The sequence below is a fragment of the Streptomyces sp. NPDC059900 genome, from assembly GCF_050270335.1.
In the GTDB taxonomy this organism is placed as follows: domain Bacteria; phylum Actinomycetota; class Actinomycetes; order Streptomycetales; family Streptomycetaceae; genus Streptomyces.
This window is the reverse complement of sequence record NZ_JBNNJZ010000239.1, coordinates 1-11,913: the sequence shown is the minus strand read 5'-3', so window position 1 is coordinate 11,913 and position 11,913 is coordinate 1. Positions and strand designations below refer to the sequence as shown.

Below are 11,913 nucleotides of genomic sequence, written 5' to 3'. Positions count from 1 at the left end.
CCCCTAAAGGGGCTCGCTCCCCGCCAGGGGCGCGGGGAACTGCGCGCGCAACCCATGGATGTCTGCGGACGGGGACGAGAGGTGTGGTGGGGTCTGAGGTCGTAGCCGCGGGGCAGGGGGAGTCCGGTTGAGGCCCCTGCCAAGGTGAGCGGCCGGGGTCGCCACCCCCCACAGGAGAGACCCCGGCCGTCACGCGGACGGACCGCACGCGGCCCGTATTCCCTTCAGCGCCGCGCGTGCGTTTTCTGTCACACCGCGTTCTGTCACGCGCTAGTTGCACGTTGTACCAAACATGGACGTGAGCCCACTTCAGCCCGTAGCGTGCTGCTTCGCGCCAGGCTGCGGGGGCAGGACCGCAACCGGTGTAGGCGCATAGGGAGTAGTTGTGCTGGGGGACGACGCGGAACTGACCGCCGCGGTGCTTGCGGCACAGGACGGGGACGAGACCGCGTTCCGGACTGTGTACCGCGCCGTGCACCCGCGGCTGCTGGGCTACGTGCGGACGCTGGTCGGAGACCCGGACGCGGAGGACGTCGCGTCCGAGGCCTGGCTGCAGATAGCCAGGGACCTCGACCGCTTCAGCGGCGACGCGGACCGGTTCCGCGGCTGGGCCGCGCGCATAGCGCGCAACCGCGCGCTCGACCACATCCGCATGCGCGGCCGCCGCCCGGCGATAGGCGGCGACGAGACCGAGCTCACCGGAAAGCCGGGCGACGCGGACACCGCGGACGAGGCGATGGAGTCCCTGGCCACCACGGACGCCCTCGCCCTGATAGCGCAGCTCCCGCAGGACCAGGCGGAAGCCGTCGTGCTCCGGGTGGTCGTCGGCCTGGACGCCAAGAGCGCGGCCCAGACCCTCGGCAAGCGCCCCGGCGCGGTCCGCACCGCCGCGCACCGCGGCCTGAAGCGGCTCGCGGAACTGCTCGGCGCGGACGACCCGCCGAGCGAGGGCCCGCCCCTCGACGCCGTACCGCCCCAGAGGGAGCGGCGAGGGCACGCGGTGTCACCTGCCGGTGTGACGCATTCGCGTGTCCGGGCGCAGAAGGACATGTGATGGCCGACGAGGATTACAGGTGGCTGGACCGCGACGCGGCGGAGCGTTTGCTGAGCGGCGAGCCCTTCGACGGCACCGAGCACGGCACCGCACACAGCAGTGATCACGGCACCGGGTCCCCCGACGCACGCGGCACCGGGTCCCCCGACGCACACGGCACCGGACCTGCCACCGCGCACCCCGCCGACCGTCACGCCCGAGAGCAGGCCGCACGCCTCGCCAAGGCCCTGGCCGCCCTGGCGCCCGACGAGCGCGCGGGCTCCGTCGTACCCGCCGACATTTCCGCCGAACTCCCTGGTGAGGCCGCCGCGCTGGCGGCATTCAGGGAGGCTCGCGGCCCGAAGGCACGGGTGACTTCTACGCGCGTGGGAGCGGGCGAGACAGTGCATATCGGGCGCCCGGCCGAGCCCCGGCGCCCCGCGCGCTGGGCCCGCCCCATGCGCTACGGCCTCGCCGCCGTCCTCGCCGGCTGCATGATCGGCGGGGTCGCCGTGGCGGCCGGCACCGGCGTCTTCCCCTCGCCGTTCGGCGACCGGGACAAGCCGGGCCCCGCGGCCTCCGCGTCGTCCGTCGCCTCGCCCGAGCCGCTCATGTCGCCCTCCGGCGGTCAGAGCAGCGCCCCGGACGTGGAGCCCGACGACGTGACCACCACCCCGGAAGAGCCGTCGACCGAGCCCGGGAGCAGCGCCCCGCCCCCGCAGGCCGAGGGCTCGTCGGGCGGCGCGTCCAAGGGCGGCGACGGCGCCACGAAGCCCGGCTCCGGAGATCCGCAGCACGAGAACGAGGCCGGGGGCTGGTACCGCAAGGTCGTCGAAGCCTGCCGCGACTACCGCAGCGGAGATCTCCAGGGCGAGAAGCGCCGCCGCCTGGAAGAGGCCGCCAAGGGGTCCCAGCGGGTCACCGAGTTCTGCGGCCGGGTCCTCGGCGGATCGGGCGGCGACCGCGAGCACGACGGCGGCGGCAACTACGGCGGCAGCGGCGGCGGCGGTGACGACGACGGCGGGAACGGCGGCGGTGACGACGACGGCGACAACGGCGACGGCGACGGCTCATGGGGCGGCGGCAACGACCACTGGGGCAACGGCGGCCTCGCCCCCGCCCCGCCCGTCAAGGGCCCTTCGGTGCCGCAGACACCCAACCCGAGCGCCTCGTACAGCGTCCGGCCCGTGCTGCCGGACAAGGCGTCCTAGCCGCTCACGGCCGGTCCCCGGCGAGGGTGCCTGAACGCGGTACTGGCTGGGTGTGACGTTTTTTGAAGCAGTGACGCAGTAAGAAGTGAGCCGACTGGTCATCGGCCCGCGCACGAGCCAGGGGTTCCCCCCGTACCTTTGGCTCCGTGCCACCAGCGTGGGCGGGAGACGTTCCCCCGATCCCGCCCACGCTGATTAATCCGGCCCTCGCCCCACTCCCGGGAGCCCGCCTCACTTGTAGACGACGACCTTGTCGCCCTTCCTGACCTCCGCGAACAGATTCGCGATCTTCTTCTCGTCGCGTACGTTCACACAGCCGTGCGAAGCGCCGGTGTAGCCGGTCGCCGCGAAGTCCGTCGAGTAGTGCACGGCTTGGCCGCCGCTGAAGAACATCGCGTACGGCATGGAGCTGTCGTACAGCGTCGAGACGTGGTGCCGGGACTTCCAGTAGACGGTGAAGGTGCCGTTGCGCGTGGGCGTGCCCTGCGAGCCGAAGCGCACATCCATCGTCGACATGACCTTGCCGTCGACCATCCAGGTCAGCGTGCGGCTCTCCTTGCTGATGCACAGGGCGCGGCCGGTCATGCAGTCCTTGGCGGGCTTGGACGGCGGGATGCCGCCCCCGGAGTACAGCTCGTACTTCGTCGGCTTGTCCGTCATGCCGAGCAGCCGCTGCCAGGTCACCGTGTCCGTCGTGCCCGTGCCGGGCAGCCCGCGCTTCTCCTGGAAGCCGTGGACCGCGGCGGCCGTGGACTTGTCGTACGTCCCCGTCGGGTCCGCGTAGATCCACTGGATCTGCCGCAGCCTGGCCTGCAGTTCCCGCACCTGGTCGCCGCGCTGGCCGGGCGCGAGCAGGGTCTTCGGGGCCGGCTTCGGGGCCGACGACTGCCCGGGCTTCCCGTCCGGCTCCCCGGACGGCGCATCGGAGCCGCCCGCATCGGAGCCGCCCGCACCAGAGCCGCCCGTGTCGGACCCGTCCTGCTCCGTCTTCGTGGGCGAGATCCGGACCGGTCCGTCCTGCCCGTTCGCACCGTCGGTCTGTGCCTTGCACCCGCCGACCAGAGCGACCGCGACCACGGCCCCCACGGCTATCGCACCTCTGTGCACAACGACTCCCGCCATTGCTCCGCTGCCCGACAGACTCGCCGGGAGTGTTCCCCGCGAGTGACCACCCCTGAACGTTGCCCCATGCTGGACTGGAACCGCCATACCGGACAGGTAACGGGACAGAAATCGGGACAGATACTCGGGACAGACATTCAGGACAGGCATACGGAGATGCATCTCCGGCAGGAGGCACAGAGCGATGGCGCGTGAGTCGGAGTCCGGGCTGCCCGTCGAGCCCGTGTACGGCCCCGGTGATCTCGACGGCTGGGATCCCGCGACGAAGCTGGGCGCCCCCGGCGCGTATCCGTACACCCGCGGTGTCTACCCGTCGATGTACACCGGCCGCCCCTGGACGATGCGCCAGTACGCCGGGTTCGGTACGGCCGTCGAGTCGAACGCCCGCTACAAACAGCTGATCGCCAACGGCACGACGGGCCTGTCCGTCGCCTTCGACCTGCCCACCCAGATGGGCCACGACAGCGACGCGCCGATCGCGTCCGGCGAGGTCGGCAAGGTCGGCGTCGCGATCGACTCGCTCGACGACATGCGGGTCCTGCTCGGCGGCATCCCGCTGGACCAGGTGTCCACGTCGATGACGATCAACGCTCCCGCCGCGCTGCTCCTGCTCCTGTACCAACTGGTCGCGGAGGAGCAGGGGATCGACGCCGGAGCGCTGACGGGCACGATCCAGAACGACGTGCTCAAGGAGTACATCGCGCGCGGCACGTACATCTTCCCGCCCAAGCCCTCCCTGCGGCTCATCGCGGACATCTTCAAGTACTGCCGTGCCGAGATCCCGAAGTGGAACACCATCTCGATCTCCGGCTATCACATGGCCGAGGCGGGCGCGACGCCCGCGCAGGAGATCGCCTTCACCCTCGCCGACGGCATCGAGTACGTGCGCACGGCGGTCGCGGCGGGCATGGACGTGGACGATTTCGCGCCCCGCCTGTCCTTCTTCTTCGTAGCGCGTACGACGCTCCTGGAGGAGGTCGCCAAGTTCCGCGCCGCGCGCCGGATCTGGGCCCGCGTGATGCGCGAGGAGTTCGGCGCGCAGAACCCCAAGTCCCTGATGCTGCGCTTCCACACGCAGACCGCCGGGGTCCAGCTCACCGCCCAGCAGCCCGAGGTGAACCTCGTCCGGGTCGCTGTCCAGGGCCTGGGCGCGGTGCTCGGCGGCACCCAGTCGTTGCACACGAACTCCTTCGACGAGGCGATCGCGCTGCCCACCGACAAGAGTGCGCGCCTGGCCCTGCGCACGCAGCAGGTCCTCGCCTACGAGACGGACGTGACGGCCACGGTCGATCCGTTCGCCGGGTCGTACGTCGTCGAGAAGATGACGGACGACATCGAGGCCGCGACCCTCGGACTCATGGAGCGCGTCGAGGACATGGGCGGCGCGGTGGCCGCCATCGAGCAGGGCTTCCAGAAGGCGGAGATCGAGCGCAGCGCCTACCGCATCGCGCAGGAGACCGACTCGGGCGAGCGGGTCGTGGTCGGCGTCAACCGCTACCAGCTGGACGAGGAAGACCCCTACGAACCCCTGCGCGTGGACCCCGCCATCGAGGCCCAGCAGGCGGCGCGCCTCGCGAAGCTGCGGGCGGAGCGGGACCAGGCGGCGGTGGACGCGGCGCTCTCGGCGCTCAAGGACGCGGCGAAGGGCGACGCCAATGTCCTCTACCCGATGAAGGACGCGCTGCGGGCGCGGGCGACGGTGGGCGAGGTGTGCGACGCGCTGCGGGAGGTGTGGGGGGCGTACGTGCCGACGGACGCGTTCTGACGGGGCGGGTGTCCTGTGAGACCTCGGTGTCCGCTGGGCGGACACCGCGTCCCTCATGTCGTACGCGCGTGCGACACTCCGCTCCATGCTGGGTGTCACCGATCTTCCGACCTATCTCGCGGGCCTCGCCCTGATCATTCTGCTTCCGGGGCCGAACTCGCTGTACGTGATCTCCGTCGCCGCGCGCCGCGGCGTACGTACCGGCTACAAGGCCGCGGCGGGCGTCTGGTGCGGTGACACCGTCCTGATGACGCTCTCGGCCGCCGGTGTGGCCTCGCTCCTCCAGGCCAACGCCATCCTCTTCGGGATCGTGAAGTACGCCGGTGCCGGCTATCTGACCTGGCTCGCGGTGGGAATGCTGCGGGCGGCGTGGGGCATGTGGCGCGCACGGCGCGAGCAGGCCGCGGAGCGGACGGAGAGCGCGCCGGAGGAGAAGGGCGAGCGGCCGTTCCGCAGGGCCCTGGTGATCAGCCTGCTCAATCCGAAGGCCATCCTCTTCTTCATCGCCTTCTTCGTGCAGTTCGTCGATCCGGGATACGCCTATCCCGCGCTCTCCTTCCTCGTGCTCGGTGTCCTCGCCCAGGTGGCGAGCGTCCTCTACCTCACCGCCCTGATATTCGGCGGCACGAAGCTGTCGGCCGCCTTCCGCCGCCGCAAGCGGCTCTCTGCGGGAGCCACCTCGGCGGCGGGCGCGCTGTTCCTCGGGTTCGCGGCGAAGCTCTCGCTCGCCAGCGGGTGAGTGATCGGGGGGGGCCGGCCTCAGTGGTGCCAGGCCGCCCCTCCCACGTTGTGGATCATGCGCTGGAGCACCTTGAGGGTGCGGACGTACTCCTCGTCCGATATGCCCTCGTGGATCTCCGCGCGGATCTTCTGCTGGCGCGCGGCGGTGTTGTCCCGGAGGCTGCGGCCCTCGTCGGTGATGCGCAGGCGGCCGGTGACGTCCTCGGTGAGCAGGGCGCGGTCGTGCAGGGCGCTGATGTCGTGGTGCAGGGCTCCGTCGCCGACGTTGAGGTAGCCGCGCAGGGTGCCGATCACGGCTTCCTTGTCACGGCCGTCCCCGGCGGCGATCTGGTTGAGGATCCACCACTGGGGCTGGGTGAGGCCCGCCTCGGCGAGCATGGTGCGGATGTGGTGCACGACGCTCTCGCCCGCGGCCGATGCCCAGTAGCCGATGGGCTGGTCGATGAGGTCTTCGTCGCTGTGGGAGTACGTGAAAGTGTCCATGCCCAGAACGTAGAACCTCAACTTTGATTGAGGTCAATGGCCGCCGTGGACGAGTGTGAAGTAATGCGCCAGGCCCGTCGCATCCTCGCCCGCCCAGCCCACGTACCCGTCGGGCCGCACCAGGAACAGCCCCTTGCCGTACGGCGCGTAGGCCTCGACGCGGTGTACGTGCACCAATTCCCCGTCCAGCGCCGGGATCTCCGCTTCCGTGCCCACCGCGAGCAGCGTGAAGTGCGGGCCCCTGAACAGGTCGAACAGCCTGCCCCCTGCGGCAACCGGCCCGTCCGGCGCGCGATCGCCCGCCCGCAGCGCCCCCTCCGGGAGGCCCGTACGGGTCTCCGCCGCGAGGGAACTGTCCCGGTAGCCCAGGCCCAGCTGACGCGTGGCGTCCCCGCGCCGCTCCTCGCCCCGGTGGACGCGGGTGGAAAGTCCCAGCATCCGCGCGGCGTTGGGCAGCCGCTCGGCCTCGTAGGTGTCGAGCAGGCCCGAAGGCGCGCCGCCCCGCAGAACCGCGCCCAGCTTCCAGCCCAGGTTGTACGCGTCCTGCACGCTGGTGTTCAGGCCCTGCCCGCCCGCCGGTGAGTGCACGTGCGCCGCGTCTCCGGCGAGGAAGACGCGCCCCTCGCGGAACCGGTCCGCCATCGCAGCGCGCGGCCGGAAGTCGGAGGCCCAGCGCACCTCGGTCACGTCGTCGGCGGCCAGATGCGTACGGGCGGCGACGACTTTGCGTACGCCTTCGAGCGAGGTGTCGGGGTCCGTGCCGTCCGTGAACTGGGCCGTCAGCTGGAAGTCCGCGGTGCCCGCGAGCGGGCAGATCGCCAGGAAGCCGCCGCCCTCGTCGGCGGGCGGGAACATGTGCCAGTTGTCGCGGTCCAGGGCGGGGATGCGGATGTCGGCGACCAGGACCGGGTTCGGGTCGACGGTCTCGCCCGTCATGCCGATGCCGAGCGCCGCCCGCACGGTCGAACGGCCGCCGTCCGCCGCCACGGCGTACGCGGCGCGGACGCTCCCGCCGTCCGCGAGCCGTGCGGTGACGCCCTCCTCGTCCTGCGTCAGCTCCGTCAGAGCGGCGCCGAACCGGACCTCCTCGCCGCCGAGTTCCTTGAGGCGGGCGTAGAGGATCTCCTGCGTGCGCCACTGGGGGACCATCAGCGGCCGGTTGTACGGGGCGTCCTGTGTCGGCTCCACTTCGTCGAACATCCGGTGCTCGCCCTGCCGCTCGCCGCCCTGCCAGATCATGCCGACGGGGTAGGTGCCGCCCGCCGCCTCGGCCGCCGCGATGATCCCGAGGTCGTCGAAGACCTCCTGGGTGCGGGGCTGGATGCCCTTGCCGCGGGAGCCGGGGAAGAGGCCGCCGGCCCGCTCCACGACCAGGGCGCGCACCCCGCGCCGTACGAGATCGCAGGCGAGGGTCAGTCCGGTGGGGCCCGCGCCCACGATCAGTACGTCGGCCACCACAAGGTCCGACTCGGACACGCTGTCCTTAACGCTGTTAAGTTCCATGCTCCAGAGCCTGCGCTTAACGGTGTTAAATTGTCAAGGTGGCTACGACACCCCTGGACCGCACCCGCGTGGCGGTCACCGCCCTGAAGCTCCTCAACGAGACGGGCCTCGACGGGCTCTCCCTGCGCGCCATCGCCAAGGAGCTGGACGTCAAGGCGCCCGCTCTGTACTGGCACTTCAAGGACAAGCAGGCGCTGCTCGACGAGATGGCGACGGTGATGCTGCGGCGCATGAACGAGGACTTCGCGGCGGACGCACTGCCCGGCGCCGACTGGTCGGCCACCCTGGCCGCCGCCATGCGGGGTTTGCGGCGCCATCTGCTGATGTACCGCGACGGCGCGAAGGTTTACAGCGGCACGCACTTCACCGACATGTCGTACGCCGCCCCCATGGAGGCCCACCTGCGCAGGCTCACCGACGGGGGCTTCACGCCCGGCGGAGCGGCCCGCGCCTGGCTCACGGCGTACAGCTTCACGATCGGCTTCGTGATCGAGGAGCAGTCGATGGGCCCCGACCCGGCGAAGGAGGAGGGCGGCTACGACCTGGCGGCCCGCGCGCAGCGCCTCGACGGCTATCCGCTCGCGGCGGCAGCGGGCGACGAGCTCTTCCGTGACTTCGACGCGGGGTTCGAGAAGGGCCTGGCCGCGGTGGTCGCCGGAATCGGGGCGACGATGCTCGAAACGTAGGCTTGGCCCATGAGCGACGACCCGTCCGTGAACGACGAAGACCCGGCGGAGGTCCTTGGCCGCCTGGTCCAGGAACTGGCCGACGCGATAGGCGAGGCCCGGGACGTCATGGGCGAGGCGATGGACGTCGCCCGCGCGGCGGCGGGCGACGCCGATGCCGGTACCGGCGGGGCTACTTCCGGGTCATGAGCCCGCTGCGGATCAGCGGCGTGAGCCGCTCCTCCACGAAGCGGTTCAGGAGCCAGGCGAGCAGCAGCATCGCCGCGATCGTGAGGCCGAAGGTCGCGTACGACGGGAGGCCGAGCCCCCGGTGCAGCGCGGCCACCGTCACCCAGCCCAGGTGCTCGTGCACCAGGTAGAACGGGTACGTCAGGGCGCCCGCCACCGTCAGCCACTTCCAGTCGACCCGGTGCAGCGCGCCGAGCGCGACGAGCAGAACCGCGGCGAAGCCCGCCGTGACGACCGCGATGATCCCGAAGGACGTGCGGTAGGAGAAGAAGTCCGGGTTCGGGGCGTGCCAGAGGCGGTCCACCGCGTAGTGCTGGCCGATCAGCCAGCCCGCGCCCACGATGCCCCAGGCCGTGAGGTCCCTGCGGTCACGGTGGACGAGGTAGATGCCGATGCCGCCGATGAAGAAGGGCGCGTACTCGGGCATGAGGACCAGGTCGAGCAGCGGCTCGTTGGCGCCCTCAGCGATCACCGCGGCCAGCATCCACACCGCGCAGAACAGGATCACGCGGGCCCGGTTGGCGCCCGGCAGGACGACGAAGAGCGCGAAGAGGGCGTAGAAGCGCAGCTCGGCCCAGAGCGTCCAGCAGACCCCGAGCACCCGGTCCACGCCCAGCGGCTGCTGGAGCATGGTCAGGTTCACCAGGGCGTCGCTGGGCGAGACCGCCTCGTACGCGACCACGGGCAGTGCGAAGACCGCCGTCACCAGGACGATCGCGGCCCAGTACGAGGGGAAGAGCCGCGAGACGCGCGAGGCGAAGAACGCGCGCAGCGGACGGCCCCAGCCGCTCATGCAGATCACGAAGCCGCTGATGACGAAGAAGATCTGCACGCCGAGACAGCCGTACGCGAACCAGTTGTGCGCGGTGGGGAATTGCAGCTGCGGAGAGCTGCCCCAGGCCTCGGAGATCTCGCCGTCCCGGCCGCCGTAGTGATAGGCCGCGACCATCAGGGCCGCGACGAGCCGAAGGCCGTCCAGGGCCCTGAGCCGGGGCCGGGCGCGCTTGGCGGCGGGAGCCGGAGCAGGGGCCGTGATGGTGCGCGTGAGGGCGTCCGCCCTGCTTGCCGTATCTGCTGAATCCGCTCCCGGCGAGTGCTTCGGGAGCGTCGATGCGGGAGAGGTCATCCGAGTGCGGTCCGCTTGATGGTGCGCTTGACCGAGCGGGCGCGGCGCGCGACCCGGCGTACGGCCGCGTTGCGCGGGATGAACGAGAGCTGCGAGGGCAGCGCTCCGGGCAGGGCGAGGGCCGTCAGGCGGCGCCGCTTGAAGTAGCGCCAGGTGTGCGGGGTGAGGTGCGTCGAGAGGTAGCGCTCGGCGGCCGTGCGGCGGCGCGGATAGATCTGCGGCTGCATGGCGAAGCCCACGGCGACGAGCAGTTCGCCCAGGTCGCCGACCGGCATCCCCGGCTGCCGCCCGGTGACCGCGCCCTTGTCGGCGAGGTCGGGGAGCAGCGCGTCCACGATGGTGACCGGGACGCGGTTGCTGTTCTGGTAGGGCGCCAGCCGCTCCAGAAGCGTCTCCGTGCCGGTGCGGGCGACCGGCAGGCCGTACAGCGCGGAGGCGGTGAGCAGTGCCGTCGAGAAGCAGCCGACGACGAGCGCGGGCCGCATCCGCTGGTAGAGGACCTCGGCGAGGACCGGCGAGTCCAGGACGGTCAGCTCAACGCCGATCGCCTCCGCCTCCTTCTCAAGGATGCGCGACCAGCGGGCCGGAGCGGTCGGGTGCGGTTTGAACACCACGCGCGTATGGCCGAGTTCGGCGGCGCCGCGCACCATGCGTACGTGCAGTTCCTCCTCTTCCTCGGCGGTCAGGATGCCGAGGGCGGAGAGGTACTGACCCAGGAGCAGGGCGGGTTCGGCGATGTCCGGGACATCCGTCCCGGCGTCGGCGAGGCGGCCGAGCACCTTCACGAACGTCTCGGTCGGCACGATCTCCGGCTCGACGTCGAACTCGGTCAGGAGCAGCGGGGTCAGGCCCGGCACCAGGTCCAGGTGCAGGAGGCGGCGCACCCGGGTGCCGACCAGCGGGTCGATCTTGTTGCGGGTCGGGCCGTAGCTCATCAGGCCGTCCGCGTAGACGTCCACGGGCGCGCCCGTGAAGATCTGCGCGAGGGCCAGGGCCGGGTTGACCTGGATCGATTCGACGGCCAGCTCGATGTCGTCGTCACCGAGGTCCCACAGGAGCCGGATATAGCGCTCCCACATCGGGATGTCGTCGGCCCGCGGGGCCCAGCCGCCGGGGTGGAAAGGGGAGATGGCCTCGTTCCAGGAACGTACGTCGTCGAAGCGGTCCCGCAGGCGCTCGAAGCCCGGCATCTCGTCCACGGAGAGGGTCGTCTCCGGCGTCGCCGCGTTGTTGCTGACGAGCAGCAGCCGCCGGTCGGCCGGGCCGAAGCAGTCGGCGTCGATCGCGGCGGCGAGCGTCGCGGTCCCGTACAGCGTGGACGCCATGAAGATCTGCGTCGTGGCCATTACGCGGCCACCTCCGCCGACACCGGACGCCGGCGAAGGCGGCGCAGGCGCGTCGCCCGCTGTATGTCCATGGAGTCGAGGGCGTCGTCGAGAACGCCCTGCGGCATCCGCTTCAGGGCGGCCGCACTCAGTGACTTCAATTTCCGCGCCACTTGTGGCTCGAACCTTTCGATGGATCCCAGATGGTGGGAAATGATCGCGCAGTAAGTACGGACTGCCTTCGGCAGGAGTTTGTCCGCGTCGCGGTCCTCGGCGGTTTCACGTACCACCTGGTCGAATGCCCGGATGAAATCGAGCTGGCGTACGTCGCCGATCTGGGTCAGTGACGAAGCAACGCCGCGCCGGTAGAAAACACCGAGCAGACCCACCGCGGCGAAGGATTCCGCCTCGCGGTGCAGGCGCCAGATCCAGGGCCGGTCCTCCGCGGTGCGCAGGCCGTCCGTGAAGTGCAGCAGGCCTTGGTCGGCCAGGCGCCGGTGGTAGATGCCCGCCCAGGCGTACGCGTAGTCGACGGACGTCGAGCGGTCGGCGGGCAGGATGACGTCCCGCGGCGGCATGACCACCCCGCGCCTGCCGTGCGGGACACGGTGGACGCTGCGGGCCCTCGCGGTGCACTGCACATGGTCGGTACGGACGAAGTCGCAGCCCAACTGCTCTATGGAGGACACG

General features: G+C 71.0%; 12 protein-coding genes. 6 read left to right on the top strand and 6 right to left on the bottom strand.

The features are described 5' to 3' along the window. Nucleotides 1-385 precede the first annotated feature (385 nt). Entirely contained in the window at nt 386-1,054 is a 669-nt protein-coding gene (locus ACQKIP_RS26495; protein ID WP_365865924.1) for an RNA polymerase sigma factor, read from the top strand. Next, nucleotides 1,054-2,244 carry a hypothetical protein gene (locus ACQKIP_RS26490; RefSeq protein WP_365865925.1) on the top strand — a complete coding sequence of 397 codons (1,191 nt, stop codon included), beginning with the start codon at nt 1,054-1,056 and terminating at the stop codon, nt 2,242-2,244. Before ACQKIP_RS26495 ends, ACQKIP_RS26490 begins: the two co-directional genes overlap by 1 nt. A 231-nt stretch (nt 2,245-2,475) precedes the next feature. Here ACQKIP_RS26490 and ACQKIP_RS26485 read toward each other — a convergent pair whose 3' ends face one another. Beyond that, entirely contained in the window at nt 2,476-3,366 is an 891-nt protein-coding gene (locus ACQKIP_RS26485) for a L,D-transpeptidase family protein (RefSeq protein ID WP_365865927.1), read from the bottom strand. Between the two features lie 184 nt (nt 3,367-3,550). On the opposite strand from ACQKIP_RS26485, the gene ACQKIP_RS26480 reads away from it, so the two are divergent. Together ACQKIP_RS26480 and leuE are read left to right on the top strand one after the other, a co-directional pair. Next, complete coding sequence (locus ACQKIP_RS26480; protein WP_365865929.1) at nt 3,551-5,131, top strand: acyl-CoA mutase large subunit family protein; 1,581 nt, start codon at nt 3,551-3,553, stop codon at nt 5,129-5,131. An 85-nt stretch (nt 5,132-5,216) separates the two neighbouring features. Further along, nucleotides 5,217-5,870, top strand: coding sequence for a leucine efflux protein LeuE (gene leuE / locus ACQKIP_RS26475; RefSeq protein WP_365865931.1), 654 nt, complete (start codon nt 5,217-5,219; stop codon nt 5,868-5,870). A gap of 20 nt (nt 5,871-5,890) precedes the next feature. Here the strand turns inward: leuE and ACQKIP_RS26470 are convergent, their stop codons facing one another. Next, a complete protein-coding gene (locus tag ACQKIP_RS26470) occupies nt 5,891-6,355 on the bottom strand; it encodes a MarR family winged helix-turn-helix transcriptional regulator (protein ID WP_365865933.1) in 465 nt (154 codons plus the stop codon). A 33-nt stretch (nt 6,356-6,388) separates the two neighbouring features. Continuing rightward, complete coding sequence (locus ACQKIP_RS26465; protein WP_365865935.1) at nt 6,389-7,858, bottom strand: FAD-dependent monooxygenase; 1,470 nt, start codon at nt 7,856-7,858, stop codon at nt 6,389-6,391. A 29-nt stretch (nt 7,859-7,887) separates the two neighbouring features. Here ACQKIP_RS26465 and ACQKIP_RS26460 point away from each other — a divergent pair, with 29 nt between their 5' ends. After that, entirely contained in the window at nt 7,888-8,544 is a 657-nt protein-coding gene (locus ACQKIP_RS26460; protein WP_427744278.1) for a TetR/AcrR family transcriptional regulator C-terminal domain-containing protein, read from the top strand. A 9-nt stretch (nt 8,545-8,553) separates the two neighbouring features. After that, complete coding sequence (locus tag ACQKIP_RS26455; protein WP_365865939.1) at nt 8,554-8,733, top strand: hypothetical protein; 180 nt, start codon at nt 8,554-8,556, stop codon at nt 8,731-8,733. Here the strand turns inward: ACQKIP_RS26455 and ACQKIP_RS26450 are convergent. The 3 genes from ACQKIP_RS26450 to ACQKIP_RS26440 form a co-directional block, all read right to left on the bottom strand. Next, nucleotides 8,717-9,898 carry an acyltransferase family protein gene (locus ACQKIP_RS26450; protein ID WP_365865941.1) on the bottom strand — a complete coding sequence of 394 codons (1,182 nt, stop codon included), beginning with the start codon at nt 9,896-9,898 and terminating at the stop codon, nt 8,717-8,719. The genes ACQKIP_RS26455 and ACQKIP_RS26450 overlap by 17 nt on opposite strands. Then, on the bottom strand, nt 9,895-11,244 hold the full coding sequence (locus ACQKIP_RS26445) for an alpha-2,8-polysialyltransferase family protein (RefSeq protein ID WP_365865943.1): 1,350 nt from the start codon (nt 11,242-11,244) through the stop codon (nt 9,895-9,897). Before ACQKIP_RS26445 ends, ACQKIP_RS26450 begins: the two co-directional genes overlap by 4 nt. Beyond that, nucleotides 11,244-11,913 (bottom strand): glycosyltransferase family 2 protein (locus ACQKIP_RS26440; protein ID WP_427744273.1); only part of this gene is annotated, 670 nt, incomplete at its 5' end. The genes ACQKIP_RS26445 and ACQKIP_RS26440, both read right to left, overlap by 1 nt.

Bases quoted from the DNA above. Each gene is read 5' to 3' on its own strand.
- ACQKIP_RS26470 (WP_365865933.1), bottom strand. From the start codon at position 6,355: ATGGACACTTTCACGTACTCCCACAGCGACGAAGACCTCATCGACCAG.
- ACQKIP_RS26465 (WP_365865935.1), bottom strand. From the start codon at position 7,858: ATGGAACTTAACAGCGTTAAGGACAGCGTGTCCGAGTCGGACCTTGTG.
- ACQKIP_RS26480 (WP_365865929.1), top strand. From the start codon at position 3,551: ATGGCGCGTGAGTCGGAGTCCGGGCTGCCCGTCGAGCCCGTGTACGGC.
- leuE (WP_365865931.1), top strand. From the start codon at position 5,217: ATGCTGGGTGTCACCGATCTTCCGACCTATCTCGCGGGCCTCGCCCTG.
- ACQKIP_RS26485 (WP_365865927.1), bottom strand. From the start codon at position 3,366: ATGGCGGGAGTCGTTGTGCACAGAGGTGCGATAGCCGTGGGGGCCGTG.
- ACQKIP_RS26445 (WP_365865943.1), bottom strand. From the start codon at position 11,244: ATGGCCACGACGCAGATCTTCATGGCGTCCACGCTGTACGGGACCGCG.
- ACQKIP_RS26490 (WP_365865925.1), top strand. From the start codon at position 1,054: ATGGCCGACGAGGATTACAGGTGGCTGGACCGCGACGCGGCGGAGCGT.
- ACQKIP_RS26450 (WP_365865941.1), bottom strand. From the start codon at position 9,898: ATGACCTCTCCCGCATCGACGCTCCCGAAGCACTCGCCGGGAGCGGAT.
- ACQKIP_RS26455 (WP_365865939.1), top strand. From the start codon at position 8,554: ATGAGCGACGACCCGTCCGTGAACGACGAAGACCCGGCGGAGGTCCTT.